Origin of the sequence: Flavobacterium sp. UW10123, from assembly GCF_040538975.1 — a bacterium.
In the GTDB taxonomy this organism is placed as follows: domain Bacteria; phylum Bacteroidota; class Bacteroidia; order Flavobacteriales; family Flavobacteriaceae; genus Flavobacterium.
In genome coordinates this window covers 87,656-113,172 of sequence record NZ_JBEWQE010000011.1, presented here as the reverse complement: position 1 = coordinate 113,172, position 25,517 = coordinate 87,656, and the positions used below count along the sequence as shown (strand labels likewise).

26 protein-coding genes are annotated in these 25,517 nt (G+C 31.8%); 11 read left to right on the top strand and 15 right to left on the bottom strand.

All coding sequences use genetic code 11. From position 1 onward, the window contains the following. Positions 1-77: 77 nt before the first annotated feature. The gene (locus tag ABXT06_RS14240) at positions 78-746 is read left to right on the top strand and encodes a ZIP family metal transporter (protein ID WP_354591342.1); all 669 of its coding nucleotides are present in this window, start codon (positions 78-80) and stop codon (positions 744-746) included. Between the two features lie 69 nt (positions 747-815). Here the strand turns inward: ABXT06_RS14240 and ABXT06_RS14235 are convergent, their stop codons facing one another. Together ABXT06_RS14235 and ABXT06_RS14230 are read right to left on the bottom strand one after the other, a co-directional pair. Next, positions 816-3,200: a TonB-dependent receptor domain-containing protein gene (locus tag ABXT06_RS14235; protein ID WP_354591341.1), complete on the bottom strand. Its 2,385-nt coding sequence runs from the start codon at positions 3,198-3,200 to the stop codon at positions 816-818. A 152-nt stretch (positions 3,201-3,352) separates the two neighbouring features. Next, entirely contained in the window at positions 3,353-4,504 is a 1,152-nt protein-coding gene (locus ABXT06_RS14230) for a helix-turn-helix domain-containing protein (RefSeq protein WP_354591340.1), read from the bottom strand. 168 nt (positions 4,505-4,672) lie between these two features. Here ABXT06_RS14230 and murQ point away from each other — a divergent pair, with 168 nt between their 5' ends. The 3 genes from murQ (at position 4,673) to ABXT06_RS14215 (ending at position 6,430) form a co-directional block, all read left to right on the top strand. Next, positions 4,673-5,485, top strand: a complete 813-nt coding sequence (murQ, locus tag ABXT06_RS14225; protein WP_354591339.1) for an N-acetylmuramic acid 6-phosphate etherase — start codon at positions 4,673-4,675, stop codon at positions 5,483-5,485. 75 nt (positions 5,486-5,560) lie between these two features. Next, a complete protein-coding gene (locus ABXT06_RS14220; protein ID WP_111378576.1) occupies positions 5,561-5,782 on the top strand; it encodes a DUF6095 family protein in 222 nt (73 codons plus the stop codon). A 75-nt stretch (positions 5,783-5,857) separates the two neighbouring features. Then, positions 5,858-6,430, top strand: coding sequence for a pentapeptide repeat-containing protein (locus ABXT06_RS14215; protein WP_354591338.1), 573 nt, complete (start codon positions 5,858-5,860; stop codon positions 6,428-6,430). Between the two features lie 4 nt (positions 6,431-6,434). On the opposite strand, the gene ABXT06_RS14210 is transcribed toward ABXT06_RS14215, so the two are convergent. Further along, complete coding sequence (locus ABXT06_RS14210; protein ID WP_354591337.1) at positions 6,435-7,238, bottom strand: DNA alkylation repair protein; 804 nt, start codon at positions 7,236-7,238, stop codon at positions 6,435-6,437. Positions 7,239-7,368: 130 nt separating this feature from the next. On the opposite strand from ABXT06_RS14210, the gene ABXT06_RS14205 reads away from it, so the two are divergent. The 7 genes from ABXT06_RS14205 (at position 7,369) to ABXT06_RS14175 (ending at position 15,058) form a co-directional block, all read left to right on the top strand. Further along, a complete protein-coding gene (locus tag ABXT06_RS14205) occupies positions 7,369-7,719 on the top strand; it encodes a winged helix-turn-helix transcriptional regulator (RefSeq protein WP_354591336.1) in 351 nt (116 codons plus the stop codon). Positions 7,720-7,731: 12 nt separating this feature from the next. Further along, positions 7,732-8,307, top strand: coding sequence for a DUF1572 family protein (locus ABXT06_RS14200; protein ID WP_354591335.1), 576 nt, complete (start codon positions 7,732-7,734; stop codon positions 8,305-8,307). A gap of 126 nt (positions 8,308-8,433) precedes the next feature. Beyond that, complete coding sequence (locus ABXT06_RS14195) at positions 8,434-8,805, top strand: DNA topoisomerase IV (RefSeq protein ID WP_354591334.1); 372 nt, start codon at positions 8,434-8,436, stop codon at positions 8,803-8,805. Positions 8,806-9,012: 207 nt separating this feature from the next. Then, the gene (locus ABXT06_RS14190; RefSeq protein WP_354591333.1) at positions 9,013-10,932 is read left to right on the top strand and encodes a DUF294 nucleotidyltransferase-like domain-containing protein; all 1,920 of its coding nucleotides are present in this window, start codon (positions 9,013-9,015) and stop codon (positions 10,930-10,932) included. Positions 10,933-10,934: 2 nt separating this feature from the next. Then, positions 10,935-11,564: a 3'-5' exonuclease gene (locus tag ABXT06_RS14185; RefSeq protein ID WP_354591332.1), complete on the top strand. Its 630-nt coding sequence runs from the start codon at positions 10,935-10,937 to the stop codon at positions 11,562-11,564. Between the two features lie 162 nt (positions 11,565-11,726). Next, positions 11,727-13,205: a PhoX family protein gene (locus ABXT06_RS14180; protein ID WP_354591331.1), complete on the top strand. Its 1,479-nt coding sequence runs from the start codon at positions 11,727-11,729 to the stop codon at positions 13,203-13,205. A 68-nt stretch (positions 13,206-13,273) separates the two neighbouring features. Beyond that, the gene (locus tag ABXT06_RS14175) at positions 13,274-15,058 is read left to right on the top strand and encodes a cytochrome-c peroxidase (RefSeq protein ID WP_354591330.1); all 1,785 of its coding nucleotides are present in this window, start codon (positions 13,274-13,276) and stop codon (positions 15,056-15,058) included. Between the two features lie 66 nt (positions 15,059-15,124). Here the strand turns inward: ABXT06_RS14175 and ABXT06_RS14170 are convergent, their stop codons facing one another. The 12 genes from ABXT06_RS14170 to ABXT06_RS14115 all read right to left on the bottom strand — a co-directional run bounded on the left by ABXT06_RS14170 (position 15,125) and on the right by ABXT06_RS14115 (position 25,485). Continuing rightward, on the bottom strand, positions 15,125-16,963 hold the full coding sequence (locus tag ABXT06_RS14170; protein ID WP_354591329.1) for a type VI secretion system baseplate subunit TssF: 1,839 nt from the start codon (positions 16,961-16,963) through the stop codon (positions 15,125-15,127). Between the two features lie 85 nt (positions 16,964-17,048). After that, a complete protein-coding gene (locus tag ABXT06_RS14165; protein ID WP_354591328.1) occupies positions 17,049-17,642 on the bottom strand; it encodes a CHAP domain-containing protein in 594 nt (197 codons plus the stop codon). A 15-nt stretch (positions 17,643-17,657) separates the two neighbouring features. Continuing rightward, the gene (locus ABXT06_RS14160) at positions 17,658-18,233 is read right to left on the bottom strand and encodes a hypothetical protein (protein WP_354591327.1); all 576 of its coding nucleotides are present in this window, start codon (positions 18,231-18,233) and stop codon (positions 17,658-17,660) included. 61 nt (positions 18,234-18,294) lie between these two features. Continuing rightward, positions 18,295-18,777 carry a hypothetical protein gene (locus ABXT06_RS14155; protein WP_354591326.1) on the bottom strand — a complete coding sequence of 161 codons (483 nt, stop codon included), beginning with the start codon at positions 18,775-18,777 and terminating at the stop codon, positions 18,295-18,297. A 212-nt stretch (positions 18,778-18,989) separates the two neighbouring features. Continuing rightward, complete coding sequence (locus ABXT06_RS14150) at positions 18,990-19,460, bottom strand: hypothetical protein (protein WP_354591325.1); 471 nt, start codon at positions 19,458-19,460, stop codon at positions 18,990-18,992. A 2-nt stretch (positions 19,461-19,462) separates the two neighbouring features. Continuing rightward, complete coding sequence (locus ABXT06_RS14145) at positions 19,463-20,788, bottom strand: hypothetical protein (RefSeq protein ID WP_354591324.1); 1,326 nt, start codon at positions 20,786-20,788, stop codon at positions 19,463-19,465. A 3-nt stretch (positions 20,789-20,791) separates the two neighbouring features. After that, a complete protein-coding gene (locus ABXT06_RS14140; RefSeq protein ID WP_354591323.1) occupies positions 20,792-22,513 on the bottom strand; it encodes a type VI secretion system Vgr family protein in 1,722 nt (573 codons plus the stop codon). 123 nt (positions 22,514-22,636) lie between these two features. Then, positions 22,637-23,032 (bottom strand): type VI secretion system tube protein TssD, encoded by a 396-nt coding sequence (gene tssD, locus ABXT06_RS14135; protein ID WP_354591322.1) that lies wholly within the window; start codon positions 23,030-23,032, stop codon positions 22,637-22,639. Positions 23,033-23,183: 151 nt separating this feature from the next. Beyond that, positions 23,184-23,570, bottom strand: coding sequence for a type VI secretion system tube protein TssD (tssD, locus tag ABXT06_RS14130; RefSeq protein WP_029269192.1), 387 nt, complete (start codon positions 23,568-23,570; stop codon positions 23,184-23,186). Between the two features lie 177 nt (positions 23,571-23,747). After that, entirely contained in the window at positions 23,748-24,179 is a 432-nt protein-coding gene (locus ABXT06_RS14125; protein WP_111424126.1) for a GPW/gp25 family protein, read from the bottom strand. 10 nt (positions 24,180-24,189) lie between these two features. Continuing rightward, entirely contained in the window at positions 24,190-24,903 is a 714-nt protein-coding gene (locus ABXT06_RS14120; RefSeq protein WP_354591321.1) for a hypothetical protein, read from the bottom strand. Positions 24,904-24,957: 54 nt separating this feature from the next. Further along, positions 24,958-25,485: a hypothetical protein gene (locus tag ABXT06_RS14115; RefSeq protein WP_354591320.1), complete on the bottom strand. Its 528-nt coding sequence runs from the start codon at positions 25,483-25,485 to the stop codon at positions 24,958-24,960. Positions 25,486-25,517: the final 32 nt, after the last annotated feature.

Here is a 25,517-nt window from a genome sequence, read left to right as displayed (position 1 = left end):
CGTTTAATTGTTTAACCGTTTAATCGGCAAAAAAAACAATTAAACGATTAAACGAATCAACGGTTAAACAAATATAAATGAACTATTTATTACCCTTATTTTCTGTACTTTTAGGATATAGCGCGGCTTTGTTTATAAAACCCGAAAACAAAACCAATTTAAAATTACTGCTGGCTTTCAGCGGTTCTTTTTTGTTGTCGTTAACCGTAATGCATCTTCTTCCAGAAGTTTACGAATCGCACAATCATAATATCGGAATCTTTATAATGATCGGAATTTTATTCCAAATCGTTTTAGAGTTTTTCTCAAAAGGTGCCGAACACGGACACGTTCACGGACATGCTAAAATGTCTCAGATTCCGTGGCTTTTGTTTATTAGTCTGTGTATTCATGCTTTTTTAGAAGGTTTCCCTGTAAGTCATCATCACGGTTTAGCTATCGGAATTGCGATTCATCATTTGCCAATTGCCGTAATTCTAACCACTTTTTTCATTAATGCCGACTTAAACAAAAAAGCCATTTTTGCCTTCATGCTTGTCTTCGCTATTATGACTCCTTTAGGGACAATAGCTTCAGAATATTTATCTTTTTTAAATGACTATTATACCGAAATAACAGCAATCGTAATTGGAATTTTATTCCATATCTCATCAACAATCATTTTTGAAAGCAGCGAAGGACACAAATTCAACGTTGCTAAAGTTTCTATGATTGTTCTCGGAATTTTATTGGCATTCTTTTTATAATGTGTCAATTAGAAAATGTGCCAATTAGAAAATTATCATTATCTAATTGGCATTTTTTAATTATCTAATTTAGTTAGCTCTCTTTTTCTCATCCTGATTTCCAAAAGCACGTTCTTTTACATTGATTTTCTTATTTCCAAAATTGTAAATCACAGACAAACGAACAAATCGGTTACTATTGTTTTGATCGTAAATCTGTTTCATACCATTTACAACCGAAGTAAAATCTTTTAAGTAAGAAGTATTAAAAATATCATTTGCCAAAAATGCGATTTGCATCGTTTTATTAAGCAAGTCTTGTTTAAAACCAATATCAAAACTTGACGTATACCCTATTTTGTATAAACCGCTTTCATAAGGTGGCGTATAGCTAAAATCGATTTGAAGTTTAGAATTTTTCCCTAAAACAAAAGTATTATTTGTAGAAAAATCTATTTCTAAACTATTTGACGGAGTTGCATTGATATCTTTTATAAATTCTGTTTTTGAGCCTAAAAAGTACAAAGAATTTTCGCTTGTCCACCAATCTGCAAAAGTTGCCGAATATGTTTCTCCAATTCCATAATTCAAACTTTTAAAATAATTATCTCTTGTTACAATTTGTGTATTTGTTTCTGGATTTGAGGTAAACAAAACGCCATAACCGTTTGTGATTGCATTGACAAAAACAGTAGTTCTCAAAATTTCTTTATAAGAATATCCAAACTCAAAATTGTCACTAAACGAAGGCTGCAAAAACGGATTCCCTTCTGAATAACTATTACTGCTTATATAAATTCGAAACGGATTCAATAAATCAAAACGTGGTCTGTTGATTCTTTTTCCATAATTTAAGGTAAAAGTATTGTTGTCGTTTTTCTTATAAGATGCAAAAACCGTTGGAAACAATTTCAAATAATTATTAACCGTTTCCTGATTTAAAGTTTCAGAAAAACCTTTTGTCTGCGTATTTTCCAGTCTCAAACCAACTTGAAAATTCCATCTTTCATTGATTTTTTTATCTCCGTTAACATAAAACGCCTGATTATTTTCCGTGTAATTAAATCGGTTTGATTGTAAAGGATCTAATTCTGGAGTTCCTGAAATCGTATTATAATAAAGTAAATCACTTACACTGTTTGTAAAACTCATTTTCGCGCCATAAGATAAATTCAGTGCTTGAAACGGATGCTCCATATCAGCCTTAAAACTCCAATTATGAATATCTTGGTTTGAGATATTACGCCCCGACTGATTTACATCAACAAAAGTTCCATCTGCTAAATAGTCGTTTGCGATAAACTCACGATCAAATTTTGAATTGTAATTAAAGTAATCCACATCAAAAGATAATTTTCGGTTCAGCGAATCCAGTTTTGTTATCAAATGCGCATTATACGTTAAACTTCCCGATGCTCTGTCTGCGTAACTTTTATTGATGGTATAATTTTTTAATTGATTCTGAGTATCATATCTGTCTATCACAATATCCGATTGAAAATCTGGATTATTTCTGTCGTTTATAAATTGAAAGCCCGCAGTTGTTTTTTCTGAAAAATCATAATCTAAAGCTAATTTCCCTGATAGATTTTCATTTTTCATTTTTGTCGTCGCGCTCATATTTGAAATTCCGTCTTCAAAATATACTTTTGAAATTTCATCTATATTCATATATCCCGTTTTTCCGTTGACGCTTGCCGAAAGACGAAACTTATTTTTGTTATAAAAGAAATTATCTCTCAAAGTAAAAATTCCATATTTGTTTTGATCATAAGAAGCTGTAATAGTATTTTTCCAAGAATCGCGAGTCCCTTTTTTCATAATAATATTAATCAATCCACCAGTTCCTTCAGCTTCATATTTTGCAGGCGGATTACTGATAATTTCAATATTCTTGATGTCGCTCGCAGAAATTGATTTTAAAAAATTATTCAATTCTTCGCCCGTTAATTCAATAATTCTTCCATCAATCATAACTCTCGAAGTTCCTTTTCCTAATATATTTATCATATTGTTTTGCACTACAACACCGGGTGCGCTATTGATGGCGCTTAAAGCATCTCCTCCAACATTGGTTACATTATTTTCAAAATTATAGACCAAACGATCCGTTTTTTGCTCGATGGTTTTCTTTTTAGACTGAATCACAACTTCAACTAATTTTGTTTCGTTTTCTTTAAGCGTCATAACCCCTAAATCTGTATCTTTTTCTAAGGAAATTTTATTTTCATAATCAGTAAAACCCAAAAGACTTATCCCTATTTTATAAGAACCATTTTTAAGATTGATTTCAAAAGAACCATCTTGGCTTGAAGTTGTTCCTTCAATAATTTTTCCTTCTAAATTTGAGATTGTTATTTCTGCCCATTCTAAAGGTTTTGTTTCGCTTGTAATTTTTCCTTTTAATTTTAATGTTGATTGTGCCAAACAAAATAAAGGCAATACTAAAAAGATAAGGAGATGTAATTTTTTCATGGTTTCTAATTTTAACTTGTTCGATTAATTTGAAGCAAAGTTGCCTTAGAAATTTTGAGTATGCGACCGACAAAAAAAGTCGAACCAATTTCTTCTCAGAAAATTGGTTCGACTTTATAAGATGAAAAGTACGACTTTTTACAAAACCTTAATTAAGAAGCGTTTCGATAAGCCGTAGGCGTTAAATTTGTATATTTTTTAAAAGAAGTATTGAATGATGATTTAGAATTAAATCCTACCTCATACAAGATTTCTAAAACAGTTAAATCTTTTTTGGAAGGATTTTTTAAAATTTCCATTGCTTTTTGAATGCGATACTCATTCACAAAATCAAAAAAATGTTGATCCATTTGGTGATTAATCAAAATCGATAAATCGCGAACCGGAATATTAATTTGATTACTTAATTCTTGTATTGTTAATGACGGATCAAGAAAAGGCTCTTTCTCTATCATATATTGTTTTAAAGTTGAAATCTGGGTCTTAATTTCTTCGTTTTCATTTTCTATTTTTTCAGTTATTTCATTTTCATTTTCATTTTGCGGAAGAATCTCTTTCGTTAATTTTAATCGAGAATTGATTCCTCTAAAAAGTTCCGGATGATTTAATGCTTTCATAACAAACCAGCATATTACGCTTAAAGCCATAACGATCATCAAAACATTTCCCCAAAGAAAAATATCTCTGGAAGCGGTATAGCGTAATAAATTTTTTGAAGCTGTAATAGAATGCATAACTACAAAAACACAATTCATCTGAAAAAGCCATTTGTAGGTAGACGTACTAGGATTGGTATAATTTTCGAGATAAATTCTTTTGTATTTTCTTAAAATCAAGAATATACTTACAATATAAAACCAATACTGAAATTCGATTAGAATTTGAAAAAAGTAAATTTCAAACATTGTACTGTAATGTTCTAAAATAAATTGCTTTTCAGCACCCGATTTCAAATAAATTCTCGGCATTAAAACAAAATTCATCACTATAAATGGAAGTGTAAAGATTAAATGCCTCCATTTTAATCTAAAATCAGAATAACAAACTGCTAAAACATAGAGATAAATTAAAGGCATTTCTAACAAACACACCGTACTTCTAAACAAATCTATATTTATATATTCTATAGGAAATGAATAATCCATTAATCCGCTAAAATCAATCGCTGACAAAATAATAAAACAAGCAAAAAGTCGGTTGGCCAATTTATTCTCCGTCTTTACAGTAAGTAAAAAAAGTGCCAATAATAACGAAACAAAGACAGCAATACGGGCAACACTATCTAAAAATCCTAATTTATCCATTTATCTTTTTATATTAAACAAATATAATATTTTAGTTTATGTAACAAAGTCACATTTTAACCGTCTTTATGCAGAAAAAATAGAAGAAAAAAAATGATTTTAAATCTCTGAGACTTTGCAAGATTGATATAAAATATATTAATTTTGACGAGTCTAAATAACGATAAAATGACATTTACGAAAACTACTGAACAAGCCTCAAAATATGAACATTTAGAGAAGATGTCTGTTCATGAACTGTTATCTAATATAAACCAAGAAGACAAAACTGTGCCTTATGCAGTCGAGAAAGCTTTGCCGCAAATAGAAGCTTTGATTCCGCAAATTGTTGCAAAGTTAAAGTTAGGCGGCAGATTGTTTTATATTGGAGCAGGAACCTCTGGCCGACTTGGTGTTGTTGATGCTTCTGAATGTCCGCCTACTTTTGGTGTTCCGTTTGATTTAGTAAATGGCATTATTGCTGGTGGTGATACAGCCATAAGACGTGCCGTAGAAAACGCTGAAGACAGTACTACAAATGCTTGGATCGATCTTCAAAATCATAATATCAATTCAAACGATGTGGTTATTGGAATCGCTGCTTCTGGAACTACTCCTTATGCTATTAGCGGTTTGGAAGCTTGCAATGCAAATAATATCGTTACAGGATGTATTACTTGTAATGCGGGAAGTCCGTTGGCATTAACGGCTCAATTTCCTATTGAAGTTGTAGTAGGTCCTGAATTCGTTACAGGAAGCTCTAGAATGAAAGCCGGAACTGCACAGAAATTGGTTTTAAATATGATTTCAACTGCTGCAATGATTCAGCTTGGAAAAGTGAGAGGAAACAAAATGGTTGATATGCAGTTAAGCAATGTCAAACTCGTTGATCGTGGCGTTAAAATGATTATGGACGAGATTTCAGTTTCTTACGAAGAAGCTTCTGAATTATTGAAAAAATATGGCAGCGTAAGAAATGCCGTTGATAATTATAATAAGTAAAAAGTTTTCTGTAAAACGTGAAATGTTGTTTCAAACCGCAACTTGAAACAAAGAAAACTTTAAACAAAAAACAAAATGGCAACAAACAAAGAATTACTAAAAAAAGGAGTGAAATATTTATCAGGCGCTCTGCCTCTAATGTTTCTTGGGCCAACATTGATTTATAATGCTTTTCAAAATCAAGGCAACAACTGGCACTATCTAGTTTTAGGAATTGGTATTGTGGCTTGTCTTTCTTCTATGCTTTTAATCTTTTTAGGATTGAAAATCATTATGAAAGGTATATTTAATGACTAAATTGGTCTTCTAAAATAAACCTGTCAGGTTTTAAAAACCTATCAGGTTTCGTTCAACTTTTTAATCTAAATAAATATGGAAAGTCTAATTCACATTCAGAAAACATTTGAGAAAGTTGTTTATATCGATAAGAAAGTAAATAATCGCGAGTTTGAAGATTGTGTTTTTAAAAACTGTGATTTTTCCAACAGCAATTTCAATTCTAATACTTTTCTTGACTGCGAATTTATTGACTGCAATTTATCTATGACAAGTTTGGCAGGAACAAGTTTAAAAAACGTCACTTTCAAAAACTGTAAACTTCTTGGAATTGCTTTTAATGAATGTGACGATTTTTTATTTCAGGTTTATTTTGAAGATTGCGTTCTTGATTATGCTCTTTTTTCAAATAAAAAGATGCCTAAAACCAAATTTATCAATTCATCTGTACGCGAAGTGACTTTTATAGGAACCAATTTAACAAGTTCTATTTTTGATAACTGTAATCTTGACGGCGCTATTTTTAACGAAACACAATTGGCGGGAGTTAACTTTAAAACGGCTTACAATTACAAAATTGATCCTGAATTTAATCCGATGAAAAAAGCACAATTTTCTACTGAAGGAATTGTTGGATTATTGGATAAATATGATATAAAAATTATATAATAAATTATTTTTTTATTGTTCTCAGCGCTTTTTTAATAATATAAAGCGTTTCTTTTGTTGGACTTTGTTTCTCCCATTTTGCACATAAATCTTTTACAAAATCTGGTCTTGTTTTACTGGCATCATTCAGCCAATTTCCAACACTGTCCTGAACATATTTTGAAGGATCACTTTTTAAAGAATTTAGAATTTTTAAAGCCAATTCTGGTTCTTGTTTTAGTTTTTGGATATGCTCACACCAAACTCCTCTTGGTCTGGTCGCTTCGGTCGCAAAACGTCTTATATTCTCATCTTCACTAAAAGTCCATTCCAATAAAATTTCAAGGCTTTCTTCTAAATTGTTTATAATATTGGATCGAATTGCTAACCATGAAATTTCTCTTACACCAAAATGTTTATCAGCTGAGAGAAACTGAATTTGCTGTAACATTTCTTCAATTGTAAGCTCTTCTTTTTTTCCAATTGTATAAGCAGACCAGCATCGAACCAAATCCGATGTATGTTTCGAGATTATTGAAAGTATCTCAGCATCATTATTAAGAATTGATTCAGTTAGTATTCCTGTTCCTATAGCTTCATTTATAGTATTTACGGTTTGTTTTTTCAAATTTATGATATCTGTTAAAATAGGCTCCAAATATTGAATTCGGTTACTTTCTTTCAATAGATTCTCTAAAAGCTTCGTTTGATTCACAGCAAGCCATTCTACCAGATTAGCAGTTTCAATTTCTCCTTTATTGAGCTGTTCTAAAACAGAAGCAGGAATATCTTTTGCCGATCTAGCTCCTTTACGCTTTATATCTTCCATAGTTTTTACTTTGATACAATTGATCTTTTATTATGCTTAAAATTTTGATTATTTTTGTAAAGATCGGAAAGCCCGATAACACTGGCAATACCGCACATTTTTATCCCATAGGGATATAAAAGTCAATTTTATGCAAATGAAGGAACGAAACACTGAAAATAAAATTTGTCCACTAGAAATTGCTGTAAATTCTATCAGCGGAAAATGGAAAATTCCGATTGTCTGGCAGATAAATGATGGCAAAAAAAGACCTAGCGAATTTTTGCGTGGCATTGCAAAAGTGGACAGACGTGTTTTAAATCAGCAGTTAAATGAAATGGTTGAAGATGGTATATTGATAAAACATTCGTTTAACGAACTTCCTCCACGAGTCGAATACACTTTAACCGAAACTGGAAAACAATTAGTAGAAATTCTCTGGAAACTAAATGACTGGGGGAAAATATTGATTCAGGAAAACAAAATAGAACTTCAATCTTAAAATAATCAGATTATGAATGCAGATCACTCTTATCTAGAAAGTGTCAAAAAGCAATTTTTATATTATAAAATGCTTGGCGAAAAGGCAATTGACCAACTTGAGCCAACACAGCTTTTCGTTTCTTTTAATGATGACACCAACAGTATTGCAACGATCATAAAACATATTTCGGGCAATATGCTTTCGCGATGGACTGATTTTCTAACTTCTGATGGAGAGAAAGAATGGAGAAACCGTGACACCGAATTTGAAAACGATTTGCAATCTAAAGAAGAAGTTTTACAGGTTTGGAATAAAGGTTGGAATTGTCTCGAAAATGCTCTAGAGGGTTTAAAACCCGAACAGCTTTCAGATATTATTTACATTAGAAATGAAGGTCATACGGTTATTGAAGCTATAAATCGTCAATTAGCACATTATCCTTATCATGTCGGACAGATTGTTTTCTATGCCAAACAATTGAAAAACAGCGAATGGAATAGTTTATCGATTCCGAAGAATAAATCGGGAAATTATAATGCTGAAAAGTTTGCCAAAGAAAAAGAAATCAAGAACTTTACCGATGATGAATTAAAGAGATTGAAGTAACTAAACAATCTATTGAAAATAGTAGTCCTAGCCCTGATGGTAGCGGCATCCTTTTGTGCTGGGGTTCAGCACAAAAGATATAGCGGACAGCAGGAATCAGCTCCTAAAAAAACAACTTAATTAAAAATGAAAAAAATAGTATTCTTATTTCCAATACTCGTTTTAGTATCTTGCTATAACACAGAGCATAATTGTAAAGATTTTAAAACAGGTAAATTCAAATTTGAAACCGAAGTCAACGGTGAGAAAAAAACAACTTATTTTGAACGTAAAGACGATATTGAAATCGAAACTTTTGAAGGCAAAACAGATACGGCAACCATTCGCTGGGTAAGCGACTGCGAATATGTGCTGCAAAAAAAACATCCAAAAAATATGGCTGAGGAAAAAGCCATCAGTATGAAGATTTTAACGACTTCTAAAGATTCTTACACTTTTGAATTTGGCTTGGTTGGTTCTGAAGAGAAACAGCGAGGCACAGTTCATAAAGTTGACTAAACATATAGTATAAAGCTCCTTTCTGGAGCTTTTATTTTATTATTTGATATGAATCTCTCGCAAAGGCGCCAAGTCGCAAAGTTTTAAAATCCTTTGCGACTTGGCGTCTTTGCGAGATTAAACTTCTCAAGTTTTACTTAAAATAAACTTTAGTGTTTATTTTACGTTTAATTTTTAAATAGTATTTTAGAACTTTAATCTAGCCACATGAAAAATACCATTTCACAAAGAGTCGCGGACTTTTTAAAGAATTATCCGCCGTTTAATTTTTTGCATCAGAGAGATTTAGAAAAACTGTCTGAACAGATTTCTATTATTTATAAAGAAAAGGATGCTGTGGTTTTTGCCGAAAATGACAAAACTCACGACTCTTTTTATGTCGTTCACAAAGGCGCTGTGGCTTTGAAAAAAAGCACTAAAAATACTGTTTTAGACATGTGTGACGAAGGCGATATTTTTGGACTTCGTCCGCTTTTGGCACAAGAAAATTACATAATGGAAGCTGTAGCGCATGAAGAAAGTATTCTTTACGCTATTCCGATTGCCGTTTTTAAACCCTATGCTCTTGAAAACCGAAATGTTGGTAATTTCTTGATAGAAAGTTATGCTTCTAATACGCGAAATCCGTACTCTGATATTCATAAAGACAAATTATATGGTGATGATCAGCTGAATGAAAACCTGCATTCGAGCAATCATTCATTTGACTTAGCGCCAATCAAATATTCGAAAAAAATAGTTACCTGCAGTCCGTCAACAACAGTTAAGGAAGTGGCAAAGATTATGAATAAGAAAAAAGTCGGCGCGATTTTGATTGTAGATGAAATGCTTCCAATTGGCATTTTGACCGATAAAGATCTTCGAAATAAAATTGTTACTGGCGATTTTCCGATTACGACTACTGCTGAAACGATAATGACGAAACCGGTAATTACATATCCTAAAAAAATGACGGTTACCGAGGCTCAAATGGCGATGATGAAAAGCAATATCAGTCATTTGTGTTTAACTAAAGACGGTACAGTAAATACCAAAGCGGTCGGAATTTTATCGAAACACGACGTTATGGTGGCGCTCGGAAATAATCCCGCGGTTTTGATAAAAGCGTTAAAACGTACTAAAAAAATTAAAGAGATAAAGCCAATTCGCAATCGAATTATGCAATTGCTTCAAGGTTATTTGGATCAAAATATTCCGATGACTTTGATTACCAAAATCATTACAGAATTAAATGAAGCCTGCACTACTCGAGTTATCGAAATTTGTTTAGAAAAAATGAGCAGTCCGCCACCTGTAAAATTTGCTTGGTTAGCGCTTGGAAGTCAAGGACGTGGCGAACAAATGCTGCATACGGATCAGGATAATGCGATTGTATACGAAAATGTCAATGAGGTTTTTAGAGATGAAACTAGAGTGTACTTTCACAAATTTGCAGGACTTGTCAATAAAGGTCTTTTTGAAATTGGCTATGATTATTGCCCTGCCGATATGATGGCTTCAAGTCCAAAATGGTGTATGAGTCTGGATGAATGGAAAACTCAAGTACATCATTGGATTACCAATCCAGGGAAAAATGAAGTTTTACTCTCGTTTATTTTCTTCGATTACAGCAAAACTTATGGCGATTCCGAAACTGTAAATCAATTATCAGATTATATTTTTGAAACCATAAAAGCTAATCCAATTTTTTATATGCATTTGGTGAGCGGTGCTTTGCAAAGTCCTTCGCCGACTGGCTTCTTTAGACAATTTTTAGTTGAACAAGATGGCGCAAACAAAGATAATTTCGACATCAAAAGAAGAGCTTTAATGCCTTTAACCGACGCTGCACGCGTTTTGATTTTATCTCATTCGATAAAAGGAATCAGTAATACGGCGGAACGTTTTGAGAAATTGGCCGAACTGGAACCAAATAACAGAGAATTATATTTGTCTTGTTCATATTCGTTTAAAGCTTTACTGAAATTTAGAACCAAACAAGGATTGTTGCATCATGATTCTGGTCAGTTTATCGAATTGGAGTCTTTAACCAAAATGGAAAAAATTAAACTGAAACGTACTTTTAAAACTATAAAAGAACTTCAGGAACTTATTTCAATACGTTTTAATATCTCAAATCTAGTATAATAATGAGTTTATTCAATTTTTGGAAGAAGGAAGAAAACAATCTATTCGATGAAAATGTTACAATCGAAGAAACTCGTTTTGTGGTTTTAGATACCGAAACTACTGGATTTGATTATGATAATGATCGTATTTTGTGCATTGGCGCATTGATTCTTCAAAACGGAATTATTAATGTACAGGATAGTTTTGAAGTTTATTTGGAACAAGATCATTATGATAAATCGACCGCTCAAATTCATGGTATTTTAAAAGATCTGCTTGTCAAACGGCCGACTGAATTAGAAGCTTTACAGCAGTTTTTAGATTTTTTAGGAGACTCGATAATTATTGCACATCATACCATTTTTGACGTCACGATGATCAATAAGGCTTTAGAAAGAAATGGACTTCCGCAATTGACAAACAAAACTTTAGATACGGCTTATTTATACAAAAAGACTTTAATTCAGTCACATTTATTTGAAAGGAAAGATCATTATACTTTAGATGACTTAGCCGATAAATTTGATATTTCAAAAAAAGATCGTCACACTGCTTTGGGAGACGCATATATAACTGCGATTGCTTTTCTCAAGATTGTTAAAAAACTGAAAGAGAAGAAAGCAACCAATTTAAATCAGCTATTCAAATGATTTTAAGATTTTTTTAGGAGTCTTAAATTTACATTCACAACTTTCAATTTACCTTTTCATAATATAAGACTTACATTTATTAGCGTTAAGAAAAAATTAACATAACGTGTACTTTGTTTTAGAGAGATAGCTTTGCCTTAATCAAAAAAATAAAAAACACTTATGAAAGCTAACTTTTTAAAATCAGTTACCTTGCTTGGACTTGCAGGTCTTACTGCAATAAGCTGTCAAAATGATGACAAAGATTCAAAAAACGATGTAAACGCAAGCATCGATTTTACTTCACATTCAAAAGTACCTCCTTTTGTCTATGCTCAAACAGGTTTTGAAAACTTAAAAATCAGTACTTTAATTACAAGTGCAGATGTACTTCCAAATTCACCTTCTTTTGTTTATGGAGCACAGCCAGACGGAGCTGGATTAATGAAAGATCCAAATGGTGATGGATACATTATGATTACCAACCACGAAATTATCCAATCTGTATCAAGAGTTTATTTAGATAAAACTTTCAAACCTGTAAAAGGAGATTATATCGTTGATGGTGTTGGAGGTCTTACTCGTTTATGTTCTGCTACTTTGGCAACTCCAGAAATTCATGGGTTTGGACCAGTTTTTTTAACTGCAGGAGAAAGCGGTCAGGAAAGTATGGTTCACGGAATTAACCCTCTTGGATTATCTTCTGATAAAGCAAGAAAAGACAGAGTTTTACCAGCTTTAGGGAAAGCAAGTATGGAAAACGCTGTTCCGCTTCCAAAAGAAGCTTATCCTGGGAAAACAGTTATTTTAATTGGAGAAGATCAATCGTATGCAACTTCTCATGTAAGTGCTGGTCAGTTAATCATGTACGTAAGTACAGTTGGTGATTTATCTAACGGAAAATTATACGCTTTAAAAAGAACTGACGGAAATCAGGTTGAAACTACTATGAAGTTAAACAATTCATACCCAGTTGAATTTGTTGAAATTCCGAATGCAAAAAACTTAACTGGAGCTGTAATCAATACAACGGTTAATGATTTAAAAGCAATTCGCTTTTCAAGAGTTGAAGACGTAGATTACAGAAAGGGAAGCGCAAGCAACAATAGAGAAATCTATTTTACTGCAACTGGTCAGGCAACTAACAACGCTCCTGTTGAAGGATACACCATGTGGGGAAGAGTTTATAGAGTAAAATTAGACGCAACAAACCCATTAAAAGGAACTTTAGAATTGGCTGTTGAAGGTGACAGTACTCCTGGAACTGGAATTATCAATCCTGATAACTTATGTGTGACTGAAAACTATGTATATATTCAGGAAGATGGAGACAGTTATTATGCAGATGCGAAACACGATTCGTACATCTGGCAATACAATATTGCTACAAAACAAAATAAAGCGTGGTTAAACATGAACCACAAAAGAACGGATACAGCTTGGAATACACTTTATAACCAAACAGGTGAAATGAGATTTGGAAGCTGGGAATTTGGAGCTATGCAAGACATTTCAGATATCATTGGTGTTCCAGATACTTTCACTGTAAATATTCACCCCCATACTTGGCAAAGTGATGCATTTAAAAATGCTGATGGTTCAGGAACTCAAACTAACAAAGAGGGAGGACAAACTGTAATTATTAGAAACGTACAACGCTAATAATTTCTACCAAAATCTATTGACAACCCTTATTTTCCGATAAGGGTTGTTTCTATTACAACTCCACTATGAAATTAAAATATTTTACCTTTCTATTCCTACTGTTTTCTTTTTTCTATTCATGCAAAGAAAACGAAGCCTTAAAACCAACGGTTAAACAAGAATTGCTTGTCGATTTAAGTAAACTTAGTAATGAAATAACTCAATTTCAAAAGCTTACAAAAAGCAATTCTTCACAAAAAGAAATTGTAGAGCAATTTAAAAAATCACGTCTGGCTTACAAAAAAGTCGAATGGGCAATTGAATATTTTATTCCTGAAACTGCTAGATTTATGAATGGCCCTGCTCTTGACGAAATGGAATTGGAAGAAAACCGATCATTTGAACCTCATGGTTTTCAAGTTATGGAAGAAATGATTTATCCAGAATATGACAGTAAAAGCAAAGAAGATTTAATACGAGAATTGAATATTTTTAAATCGAATATCAAACAACTTAAAAGTACTTTTGAAGTCATTACAATAAGTGATGATTACGTTTTGGATGCCATTCAGCAGAATGTTTTTAGAGTTATTGCTTTGGGAATAACTGGTTTTGATAGTCCGATTTTGCAATCTTCAATTCCTGAAGCCAGAGAAAGTTTAATCTCAATTCCTGAAACTCTTGAAAAGATTAATGCAGGTAATAAATCATTGTCTGCTTTAAAAGAAATTACTAAAAAAGCTCAAAAGTACTGTACCGACAATACTAATTTCAATGCTTTCAATCGCGCAGTTTTCATTTCAGAATATTTAAATCCGATTTCAAAAAATTTAAAAGCTTTTCAGAAAGAAGAAAACATAAAAAATGTCAAGAAAAGCAGTCCGCTAAAACCAACAATTGAAACTTTATTTGATAAAGATGCTTTTGATGTAAATGCTTTTGTGCTTTCTAAAGAGTATAATTTTGCTAAAGAAAAAGCGGTTTTAGGCGAAAAATTGTTTTATGACAAAAGTCTTTCCAAAAATAATGACCGAAGCTGTGCAACTTGCCATAATCCAGAAAAAGCTTTTACAGATGGCTTAAAAACAAATGTTTCATTAACTGGAATGAATTTACCACGAAACACTCCTACTCTAACTTATGCTTCTCTGCAGAATGCTCAATTTTGGGATATGCGTCAACTGGACTTAGAAAAACAAAGTGTTGATGTGATTCAGAATAAAGATGAAATGCATGGCTCAATGGAAAACATTCATGCTAAAATTCAGCAGGATAAAGAATATGTTGCACTCTTTAAAAAAGCCTATCCAAAAAATTCAAAACCTGAAGCTTGGCAGATTCAAAATGCCATTGCCAGTTATGTACGCTCATTAAATGCTTTTGATTCGAGATTTGATGAATATATGAGAGGAAATAAGAATATCTTAAACAAAGAAGAAATTGAGGGAATGAACCTGTTTATGGGAAAAGCAAAATGCGCGACTTGCCATTTTACGCCTTTATTTAATGGAACTGTTCCTCCAAGTTATTCCAAAACCGAACACGAAGTTATCGGAACTCCGAGTGAGCCGTCAGGGACATCCTTAAGTCCAGATAAGGGCCGTTACATTTACAACCAAATGCCTCAGTTAATTGGCGCTTTTAAAACGCCAACTGTTAGAAATGCAGCTGTAACTGCTCCATACATGCACAACGGAGTTTTTAAAACTCTAGAAGAAGTGGTTTCTTTTTACAATAAAGGTGGCGGAATTGGTTTAGGTTATGAAGTAGAAAACCAAACACTTCCTTTTGACAAACTAAATTTAACGGTAAAAGCAGAAAAGGCACTAGTTGCTTTTATGAAAACGCTAACAGATAAAAAATACCAGTAAAACCAAAATAAATCTCTATTAAACAAAAACGCCGAAAAGCAATTTTTTCGGCGTTTTTTCATTTTTTTATTCTTCTATGAAAAGTCGATAAGGAAATACGTTTGATGACCTATTTTTTAAGTTCTTTATAAAACTTTCACATAAATAATCCCATTCTGTAGTTGATAGATAATTTCTCTCTGTTGCATTTATTTTTAGATAAATATCTACCGTTCTACTAAAACCTGCTTTTACAGAAATTTCTTTTCGCGTTCCTTTTTCTATTCTTATATCTGTTAGATAGCTTTTAAAATGATTAAACCCAAACGCTTTTATATCTGCAAATGTTACGATTCTGCCACGAGTAAGTAAAGCATTTCTATAAGCCAAAATACGGTCTTTATTATTCTGCTTGTTCATTCCGCCCACAGTATTGGTAACCAAAACTGCCTCTTTACTTACAAACAGCATATCTTCTTTAGATTCTAAAACAGTTCCTGCTTTGATGTCATTTCCTTCTTCTGCACAAGTTGACCAATAATGTATAGCAAAGGACTTTCCTAAAGATTCGTCAAACTTTGGCTTAATCATTATGTAAGGATCATTATTTTTAGAAAAACTACTTTCTCTCGCCTGTTGTTCTACAGAAGCTAAAAGCTGATTTATTTCAACCAAAGAACTGTTCATAAAGTCTTTACCCAAACCGGCAAAAGAAGAACTTTCATCTTTTAACAAATCTAATACATTTTGAAGTAACTCTGATGCACTTCTAGAATCAAATCTCGAAACACCGCCTGTTCTTAATACGGCATTTCCTTCTTCAAGCACACCATCTTTAAACTCTTTTATTTCATAATGATTATTGAATCCATCGATAACGGTATCAACATCCAAATAGAAATTATTGTCTGTTTCTAATGCGATATAAGACAAGAAATTACCAAGCGTTTTATTGATAATATGCTTCTTTTTGTTTATTACAGGGAAGCAATTTGCGGTAAAAGAAACATTGTCTAATATTTGCGGAATTAACGATTCTGGAAAAATCATTTTTACCCAAATAATCGGATTATCATTTCTTTCTGTTACAGCTTCAAAGCATTTATACTCTGAACTGTATTCATTAAGCGGTTTATATTTTAATGATCCTTTCAGGGTATAAAAATTATCAAAATAAAACTCATTTACTTCCTGCATAATTTCGCTCAAATGCGTGTAATTACGATTGATAATATTCTCAATATCAATATTGTTTACAGGAACATTGTAACCTTCTTCTACATCAATTTGCACATCATCCTGAAAACATTTCATTTGCTTTAAATAGTAATGAAACATTTCTTTCTGATGTATATTTTTAATGTCAATATATAACATTAAATCTTCGATTTCTTCAACTTTCGGATTGGTTAATTCAATTCCTAAGAACACAACACCAGAAGGCAATGAATTCTTATAATCTCGTATGCTATCTTTATAAAAAAGATTCGAAATCTCAAACAAATTACGCTCATACGCCACATATTTTATCTCTGCAGACGACAGCTTTACTTCTAATGTTGGCGACAGCGCAATTTCTTTAGTAATTGGCGCCAAAGGATTGTAAATATTATGAATTCTTCGATTTGCCGACATCTGATTCTGCAGTGAAACTTTCATATTATTCTCTATAGGTAAAGCATGCAAAATTGCTCTTGCAGGTTTTACTCCTGTAGTAACTTCTGGAAACATAATTTCTAAAACCCTTTCAACTACACGAGTTTTTGAGTCTTCAAGCTCATGAGCTACTTTTTCTAACTCGTAAGACAATGCATTAAGCATCATTGATACTACAGGATCAAAAGATGTTTCCATCTCAACATCTGAAAAGCCCCATGACCTAGCAGCTCTTTTTAGCACTCTGTCTTTTATTCTGTCTTGTCTCATTATTTATTATAGTATTGCTAAGAACCTTTTTAAACTAAATGATATATTAATAAAAAGCTTAATCTATTTTAAAAAACAATTCTCTTTATAAATTTTTCTTTGCCAATCTCCCCAGAATCCGATTATTTTCTAAGAACCATTGTCCATTAAAATTCTGAAGTTTTATGTTCTCTCTAGAACTCGAAAATGGCCCTGGATTTTGCTGAATTATTTCGATAAAATTTTCTTCAACCTTAGAAATAATTGCAACATGACCATAAGGATTAAGCAGTGATTTATTATAAATTATAATGTCATTTTCTTTTGGTTTTTCTTTACTTGGATTTGAAAACTGAATTAAGTTTCTTTTTTCATTCATTTTTCCATCTCCAACCGTTTTATCATAAAAATCTAAAGCATTTCCATAGGAATCAGGCATTTTGTGTTTTAGACATTGATAATAATATCTTTTAATAAACTCCACACATTGGTATTTCATTCCCAAATTGTAACCATCATCGGTCAGATTTCTACCTGTCGAATTACCTACACCTCCATTATAGTATACATTTATACCATTTAGACTATCGATTTTTTCACCAACAGAATGATTCAAATTCCAATTGACTTTTTTTATAGTTACTACAACAACATATATTAGAATTAATACACTAATGGAGATTATAATTATTTTCTTCATGTTCTCGATCAATAATTAGATGGCCTTATCTCCAAGATTTGCTGCCCAAGATTTAGATTCTATAATTGGATAATCTGGTGTTTTTATTTTCAGTGAATTGTTATTCTTTTTAGCTTTTTTGTAATTCTCATACACACATTGATAGTTTGGTATATAAGCTTTAGTCGATTCAAATGTAAAGGTATAGACAGGCACAAAACAAGTCAGATAACTAGAATCTATGAAAGTATATTCATACTCTAGTTTTTCTAGAAACTCTTTATTGGTAAGCTTTTCAAACTGACCTGATAGATTCACTCTCTCATTTTCCGTAAAATCTTTTACATTTTTAACAGCCCATTTAGGAAGTTCTTTTTTTATTATTTCTATTTGATTATCATTTAATACAAGTGGTGATTTTTCTTTTATCAATGTTTCGCTGATACACTCACATTCTGCATTATTAATTTTATCATTTATTTGAACAGGTGTATTTCCCCAAATTTCATAGGTGCCATCCTCTGTCCTGCATGGCATATTTTTAAGATAGTATTCGTTTAGCAAAAAGTACCCCAAAATGATAATAATAACTAAAACAATTGCTTTTTTCATGTTTACATTGACTTAAAAGTTTGCATTTCAGGTGGTACACCTTTTGGTGAATCTAATAGAATCATAGGATATTAATTCGGGATCCGTCGCGAATAATTTGTCCTTCCTGATTGTCTACTTTATAGTATAATAAAAAACAACCTACGAAATGTTCTCCATGTGCATATTCAGCCTCATTTTCAAACCCATGGATATATACAAATTTGCTATTACTAAAAGTTATTTTTAAGCTGTCCGTTGTATATAATTTATACTGTTCTAATTCTAGTTCTATTTGAGTATTAGCATTTTTCTTTGTGTAGTTCAATTCTTCAAAAACTTTACCCTTCCTTATTACCTGCATTGTCATTTTCTCTTTAGTCATTTTTTCATATCTATTGCTAAAAATCAATGACAAGTCTCCGTTTCTTAAATTAACGATTGTATCATTTGTACAATTTGTACAAATTTCAGATTTTATGTTATTTTGTCTACGATCCATTAAAAAAATATACAATCCAATTGCCAAAACAAAAAGTACGAACCAAAATATTTTTTTTCTCATTACTTTTATTTATTTTAACTTGATATAGCCATTATAATTATTCATAAAATGATTAGATGTTAGTTTTTTTTTTAATATTTAGAGCTCCCAAATGGATCGGTTTCCCCGCTGGCACGAGCGTCTAGCTTGTAGGATAAATATTAAAATCTTTCAGGGAAATGTGAATATGCAAATTTTAACAATGAAACAAAAAAACATTTTTTACTTATATATTATTCCTCTACATATATTGTATTTAACCCTTGATTATCAATGATTTTAGAATCTATTTTATAGCTCTCAATTCCACAAAAATAAACACCTTTATTTTGTCCCGCCTTTTGTCTTATACCTCCATTCTTAAAATCATATATTTTAATTTTTTGATTCCTTACTTTTATCAATAATGTGTCTGAAACCATTATTTTAGCATTGATCAAAATTTCATATCGATTAAAATAATTAGCTTTTTGAAGTTTAATGTATTTAATTTTTTTCTTTCCCAAAACCTCTATAGTCATAGCTTTTAAATCAGATAGATTAAAGCTTGAACCAAATTCAACCCAAATGTTTTGTCCGTTTGCTACAAATTCATTTTTTGAACAGTTACACTCTTCATAATATTCTAAAATTTTATGACAACAATATGTCACCGCAAGGAACACACCAAGTAAAATAAAACAGGTTAATGTTTTTTTCTTCATAATTACTTAACTTTAATATACCCATTATAATTATTCATAAAATGTGTAGACGTAATTTTTTTCGTTAGATATCGAGAAGCCCCATTAGGATCTGTACCCCAACTATATACTTTAAAATCTATTTCATCTTGTTTTGCACCAAAAATGCCTGCTTTGTAACTCCATATTACTGGAGATTCTAAAACTACCCAGTGCAAGTCTAAAGAAGAAGTATCCCAGATATCATCAATTAAATCAGAATCGATCATTAGCATTAGTTTATAACCTAATTTTATTTTTACATTAATATCGTTAATTTTATTTTTAATATCTAAAGTAGTAAATACTAAAGGCTTTACAGGATTATAAACTCCTTTTGAACTAACATCTTTATATCCAAGCAATTTTTCAGATAGTTCTATCATTAATGGTGGCCAATTTATTGCTTGAAATTCCTCTTCTCCTCCCTTATATTTTGGATTGTTAGTATTTCTAGTTCCTGCCAATGTTATGTAGTCAATTAAAGGCATATTTACTCTTTTACCTTTCTCATAGTGTGTTGGAAATTTCACATTTACTTTCCCTCCTATAAAAGGCTCTTTCTCTAAAACCTCAATACTTGGTTTGACTGTATAACTATTAACTGTAGCAACTCCTGTTCTAAAAAGTTCCTTTGCAAATTTTTTATAGACATCTGGCTGTTCTTTAGCAAATAAATAAAATATGCATGCCATACCACATAAAGAAGTTCCTGACTGGTTAACTAACCAAGGTTTAGCATGGTCAGTACGCTCAGTTATTTCGTCTTCAACAAGCATTCTATCAAACCACCTAAAACGATTATGTTTCCATTCTTTATATTCACCTTCTTTCTCAGGATCATTTATAAATGCTCGAACATAAACAAAACGTCCACACATATCTTCATCATTCATCGTTATTGTTACCGAATCTCCCTTTGTTGAAAGAGGTATTTCTAACCACTTATTTTGTGATAGGCTATGGTACTTAATCATCCATTTTATATCTGTGATAATTGCTGGAGGACTTTTAACATAACTCTTTACTTTAAAATGATATGCTTTTCCAAAAATCATTCCGAGTTGAGTTGTTCCTGATCTATCATTCTTAGATCCCAAATCTAAAGTTGTTAAAAGCTCAATTTCTTTAACAGCTTCATTCACTATTTTTACAGGTGGAGCTTTCGGCTCCCCATAACTAATACCTGCATCGCTAGTTAAACTAACTGATGTACCTGAATTATAAACAATATTACCTTCCGAATAAATATTATGATCTCCGCCAGTAGTTTTTGTTATAGTGCCTCCTACAATTCTTATTCTGCTCATACATTAGTAAGATTTAGATTTTTCGGCACTATTAACCTGCATTTCTTTTTTAGAGTGTTTATTTATTCCACCTTCACTACTATTGTCAATTCCTTTTACTCCAATTTCTTGCCTTTCTTTAGCTGTATGAGATTCCAAATTACCTTCAATATTTTCCATAAAATTCCCCATAACTGATAACATACTATCACCACCAACAGTAGTATTAAGCATCATACCTACAATACTCATTTTATCGGCTCCTGCACTTTCTGTAATATTCATTCCTGCATTAGCAGTAATATTCTGCGAAGCATTAAAATTGATATTTTGTGCATTAAGATCAATCGTATTGTTTGCTGTAATGCTAATATTACCACCAACAGTATCCATTAGTATTTCGTTTCCGTTTTTATCAGCAATTATGATGCTCTCGTCTTCAGTAAATTTTATAACATGTCCGCTACGAGTATGAATTGCTTTTATATTGTTCTGTGCATCTGCGTAACCGCTTGAATCTTGTCCGTTATATTGGGCTCCAATCACATACGGATTCTGTACATTGTTACCTTCAAAACCAATTAAAACCTCTTCTCCAATTTCTGGAACAAAATAGAATCCTTTTCCTGAACCAGAATAAGGCTGTACCATTCTTATCCAATCTGTCACTGCCGTACCGCTTGCACCGTAAAATTCGACTCTTACACGTCCTAACCCTTCTGGATCATTATTTTCTTTTACGTGTGCTGGCTGTGTTTCGGCTTTACCGTAAACAAATACATCGGTGTAATGCGGTGCAGATACATCTGCAGGAATTGCTTTAAATTCACAAGAATAATTTCCATGTACCTGAGAATGATGTACCACTTCAATAGCTATTAATTCGTGCTGAACCGTCTGATTTTGAATTGTAAAAACCTGTCCTAAACCAATTGGAAAATAAGAAATACCGCTATAATATACACTATTGGCATCACTGCCTGCAGTTTGTAGTTTTACCATCTCATCAAGTTCGTCTTTATTTGTTGCATTCGCAGTATAAGAGCCATTGTTCAAATCAGAATTTGCTACAGTTCCTTGATTGTAACCTACAATAGCAGCAAAACTGTCTTTACTGCCAGATGAAGTTTTAGTAGCTGCTTCGCGAAGAGTCGATACATTTTTATAATCATACCCATTCAGCGAAATTTTATGCGAGCTCATATTGGCCTGTATCTTAAAACTATGCAATGAAGCACCATTAATCAATTTAGTTTGGCTATTTTTTGTCTGTCCGAACTGCATACGCATTCCATCAAAATAAAACCATTGTCCATAACGAGTCGCCAATCTTTTTAGAAACTCAAAACTGGTTTCGTTGTATTGCAAAAGGTTTTTAAATTCTTTTAGATAGGTTGATTTAATAGACTCTCTCTGATAAAATTCTCCTGGTCCTTCAGCAAAAATACTCAGTACGATATCATCCATACTGCGGTCTTTAAATGTTCTTGCTTTTTTCATGTCATCAATAACGATACTGTGACTTACGCCAGAAACATGCAATCCTGCCGGGCTTCCATCAACATCAATAGAGGATAGTTCTGTAATTATACCTTTGCTCATTAGTCTAATTCCTGTAAGACTTTTAAAAGTAAAAATTACCTCATCGCCAAGATAGGTTCTCAGTGCTTTAGCTTGGTCTGCAGGATTAATTACCGCTTTGCCAGTATATTGCCAAACGAAAGAAAAATGATGATGGTCGGCCATTTTTTGAGATAGCTTTAGATCATAATAAACAACGTTTTGGGTAAAACTGCCTATAGTTATATGTACTTGTTCGGAAAAATGTGCCATAATAATGTGTCCTTGTTTTTAATCAGCATTAAACAATTAATCTAAAGCAATCCAATTATTTGAGAATTTAGCATCTCCAAAAGTCAATTCTTTTGCCACTAATTCCATCGTAATTCTCATTGGGATTTCGGTAGTGCTTGTAAACTGCTCATCATAACCAACACAAAATGCTTTCGTAAACGTAAGTTCTTTCATTTTACTCAATGCATCTCTTCTGTAAAAAATAATTTTTCCATCCTTGGTCAAATCACCATTTAACATCCAAGATAAAAAATGACTGTTCTGACTTGCTTCAATTATCATTTTTATAACTCCGCCTTTAGCGTTTCCTGTAGGCTTGCTTGTTGTGTCGATTTCTTGTTTAAAACCAATATTAAATTCAAGAACATTAAATTCTTCTCCGTCTATATGTAATTTAGATAAAAAACTCATTTGTAGATTTGTTTAGATAATTAATTTAGGAAGTGCGAAAATCCGATTCATAATAATTGAAAACTGGATATTTCAAAATAGAAAAACAAAAAAGGAAGTCCAATTATCGGACTTCCTTTTAGTTTAATAAAGATTGATAAAGCCCAAAGGATTATACCCAAGCATTATCAAATTCTCCTCCACCCATCGAAATTTTGCGAGCAGAAATCATAAAAGTTTCAGTTAATGGATTGTCACTGTTATGATCAAAGTTTTCTTTGTACTTAACCATGTAAGCTTCTGTAAACTTTAGCTCTTTTAAAGTAGCGTTTGAATCACGTTTGATGAATTTTACTGACCCGTCTTTTCTTTCGAAATTGTTAGTCATCCACTCAAACAATTCAGTGCTTCCAGTTGATTCAACTTCAATCATAATTCTTCCTCCACGTGTTACTGTAGATGGGCGCCCAGAAGCATCTGTTTCTTGAGCTAAATCATAACTAACGTTTAATACTTTGTAATCTTTTCCTGCTACTGTTAATGATGTTAAAAACGACATAATGAAAAATTTTTAATTATTTATTTATTTATACTGTAAATATATAAATAAAATCTTATAATAATAAACAATTTAATAAAACTTTATTTACAATATGTAATTCACAAGTTATCAAGTCTTTAAAAAGCAAATAAATCTTTTTGAAGCCTACTGAAATAAAAATATTACTAAAAAAGGCTATTTATATGATAACGGCCCAACAAAAAAGTATCCTCTAAAATCAAAATCACGGTTTGTGCTTTTTATTGTGGCTTCTATTATTATATCAACTTTCTTTTTTGACCTACTGACATCATCAACAAAATACCTTGTTTCTGATAATTCAACGATAAGCTCTTTTACTTTTATTCTCTTTTCATGAAAAGCCAAAGACTGTTTCATTGTTTTTGAAATAATTTCTTTTAACGTATTTTCATTCATCAGTAAATCAAAGTCGATTTCCCAGATTTTTGATCCAAACGTTTCATCAAACTTGCACTCACCAAATGTTGTAGTGGCCAGTAAAATGATCTGTTGCGCGATAGAATGCTCAATCGAAGTTTTTTCTAGCTCTTTTTTTTGCATTACGCTATTAAAATCTATCGGAAGTTTGTAAAATGCTCCTTTCATATTTTACTTTTTAAATATAAATCAACTTATTAGCTCGGCCTTTTTTATCTGTTTCCATTTCCTTAGAAACCTTCTTACGTTTTATGATATGCAGTTTTACTGATGGAGTGAGTTTTAGGAATTTTTCTCTGTATAGTATATCTCCAATAAACCTCTGCCCTTTTTTCTCATCAACAATTACAAAATAGCTTATTCCCTTCTCCACTTTTAGTGTATTAATATCACCTGCAAAAAGCTGAATATTTTGTTCTTCCTTTTGAAAAGTATAGGTAAGTTTATCTTCATTTAACTGTCTGTATCGTGAAATGTCATACGTTTCCATTTCTTCTTTTAAAGGTTCAAAAGGAATATTTTCAAAAAGAAAGTTATTTGGAGCTAAGAATTTTAAACCCAGAAAACTCCATAATCCTTTTTTCTTTGTTTGCTCTTTATAGAAAAAAGTATCACGAGTAACTTTATATACTTCTTTCTCGTTTGTTTTATCATCTGTAACTATCATTTGATAAACCGGAATCTCTATTTCAGCAGGAATTTCGACACCTTTCAAATTAGTATTCAAATAAACCGATCCAACCTCTTGTTCTGAAATTGTGATATTGATACTATGCTTTTTTAAAGCAGAATCTGTTTTTACAATTACTTTTCCTTCTCCGCTTCCTGCATAAAAAACAGAACCGTCGTTATCTGTAAGTCCTAATGAAAGGTTCAATTCTGGAAATGGCATATTTTGTTTTTTTAGAGATTATATTTTAGATGATATCAAATTCTCGTAATTCATTTATTTTTTCTTCCTCACTTTGTAGAGCTTTAAACAGTGCAGATAAAACCTTATATTTTGATTGTCAACTTCAGTGGGACTAAATTCATAGTCTTTTTTAAACGTAAAAAACTTTATTGTGCTTATGGAGTTTGACATTAGCTTCTTAATATCTTTTCTTCTAAGCTCTAAAGCTGCAGTTCCGTCACAATTAACTTGAAAACTATTTTTTAATAAATAGCGATCTCCGTTTTTGAAATATAATTCCAGAGGCTGTTCTTTTTTTACACAAACATTATCTGTAAAAATTTTAAAATATAAGTAGATACTGCTTTTTCTTTTACCTAACTGAAAAACAGCATATTCGTAATCTTCGTTGTATACACGAAGTAAAATTGGTGTCGCACTTGCAAATAACTTTCCTGAAAGCAATAAATCATTTTGCGTAATAGGACAGCTTAAAGTATCAATCTGATTTACTTTTTGTGCTTTAATCGAATTTGCTATTGAAAACAAACCGACTAAAAGTAAAATTTTAAGTACGTTCATGAATTTGAATTATTTGGTTTGATCATTCAAAA

Coding starts and splice junctions, on each gene's coding strand:
- ABXT06_RS14235 (WP_354591341.1), bottom strand. CDS start 3,200: ATGAAAAAATTACATCTCCTTATCTTTTTAGTATTGCCTTTATTTTGT.
- ABXT06_RS14150 (WP_354591325.1), bottom strand. CDS start 19,460: ATGAAGAAAAAAACATTAACCTGTTTTATTTTACTTGGTGTGTTCCTT.
- ABXT06_RS14140 (WP_354591323.1), bottom strand. CDS start 22,513: ATGGCCGACCATCATCATTTTTCTTTCGTTTGGCAATATACTGGCAAA.
- ABXT06_RS14190 (WP_354591333.1), top strand. CDS start 9,013: ATGAAAAATACCATTTCACAAAGAGTCGCGGACTTTTTAAAGAATTAT.
- ABXT06_RS14165 (WP_354591328.1), bottom strand. CDS start 17,642: ATGAAGAAAATAATTATAATCTCCATTAGTGTATTAATTCTAATATAT.
- ABXT06_RS14230 (WP_354591340.1), bottom strand. CDS start 4,504: ATGGATAAATTAGGATTTTTAGATAGTGTTGCCCGTATTGCTGTCTTT.
- tssD (WP_029269192.1), bottom strand. CDS start 23,570: ATGTCGTTTTTAACATCATTAACAGTAGCAGGAAAAGATTACAAAGTA.
- ABXT06_RS14195 (WP_354591334.1), top strand. CDS start 8,434: ATGAAAAAAATAGTATTCTTATTTCCAATACTCGTTTTAGTATCTTGC.
- ABXT06_RS14180 (WP_354591331.1), top strand. CDS start 11,727: ATGAAAGCTAACTTTTTAAAATCAGTTACCTTGCTTGGACTTGCAGGT.
- ABXT06_RS14170 (WP_354591329.1), bottom strand. CDS start 16,963: ATGAGACAAGACAGAATAAAAGACAGAGTGCTAAAAAGAGCTGCTAGG.
- ABXT06_RS14200 (WP_354591335.1), top strand. CDS start 7,732: ATGAATGCAGATCACTCTTATCTAGAAAGTGTCAAAAAGCAATTTTTA.
- ABXT06_RS14220 (WP_111378576.1), top strand. CDS start 5,561: ATGGCAACAAACAAAGAATTACTAAAAAAAGGAGTGAAATATTTATCA.
- murQ (WP_354591339.1), top strand. CDS start 4,673: ATGACATTTACGAAAACTACTGAACAAGCCTCAAAATATGAACATTTA.
- ABXT06_RS14120 (WP_354591321.1), bottom strand. CDS start 24,903: ATGCCATTTCCAGAATTGAACCTTTCATTAGGACTTACAGATAACGAC.
- ABXT06_RS14240 (WP_354591342.1), top strand. CDS start 78: ATGAACTATTTATTACCCTTATTTTCTGTACTTTTAGGATATAGCGCG.
- ABXT06_RS14215 (WP_354591338.1), top strand. CDS start 5,858: ATGGAAAGTCTAATTCACATTCAGAAAACATTTGAGAAAGTTGTTTAT.
- ABXT06_RS14125 (WP_111424126.1), bottom strand. CDS start 24,179: ATGAAAGGAGCATTTTACAAACTTCCGATAGATTTTAATAGCGTAATG.
- ABXT06_RS14145 (WP_354591324.1), bottom strand. CDS start 20,788: ATGAGCAGAATAAGAATTGTAGGAGGCACTATAACAAAAACTACTGGC.
- ABXT06_RS14155 (WP_354591326.1), bottom strand. CDS start 18,777: ATGAGAAAAAAAATATTTTGGTTCGTACTTTTTGTTTTGGCAATTGGA.
- ABXT06_RS14160 (WP_354591327.1), bottom strand. CDS start 18,233: ATGAAAAAAGCAATTGTTTTAGTTATTATTATCATTTTGGGGTACTTT.
- ABXT06_RS14175 (WP_354591330.1), top strand. CDS start 13,274: ATGAAATTAAAATATTTTACCTTTCTATTCCTACTGTTTTCTTTTTTC.
- ABXT06_RS14210 (WP_354591337.1), bottom strand. CDS start 7,238: ATGGAAGATATAAAGCGTAAAGGAGCTAGATCGGCAAAAGATATTCCT.
- ABXT06_RS14185 (WP_354591332.1), top strand. CDS start 10,935: ATGAGTTTATTCAATTTTTGGAAGAAGGAAGAAAACAATCTATTCGAT.
- tssD (WP_354591322.1), bottom strand. CDS start 23,032: ATGAGTTTTTTATCTAAATTACATATAGACGGAGAAGAATTTAATGTT.
- ABXT06_RS14205 (WP_354591336.1), top strand. CDS start 7,369: ATGCAAATGAAGGAACGAAACACTGAAAATAAAATTTGTCCACTAGAA.
- ABXT06_RS14115 (WP_354591320.1), bottom strand. CDS start 25,485: ATGAACGTACTTAAAATTTTACTTTTAGTCGGTTTGTTTTCAATAGCA.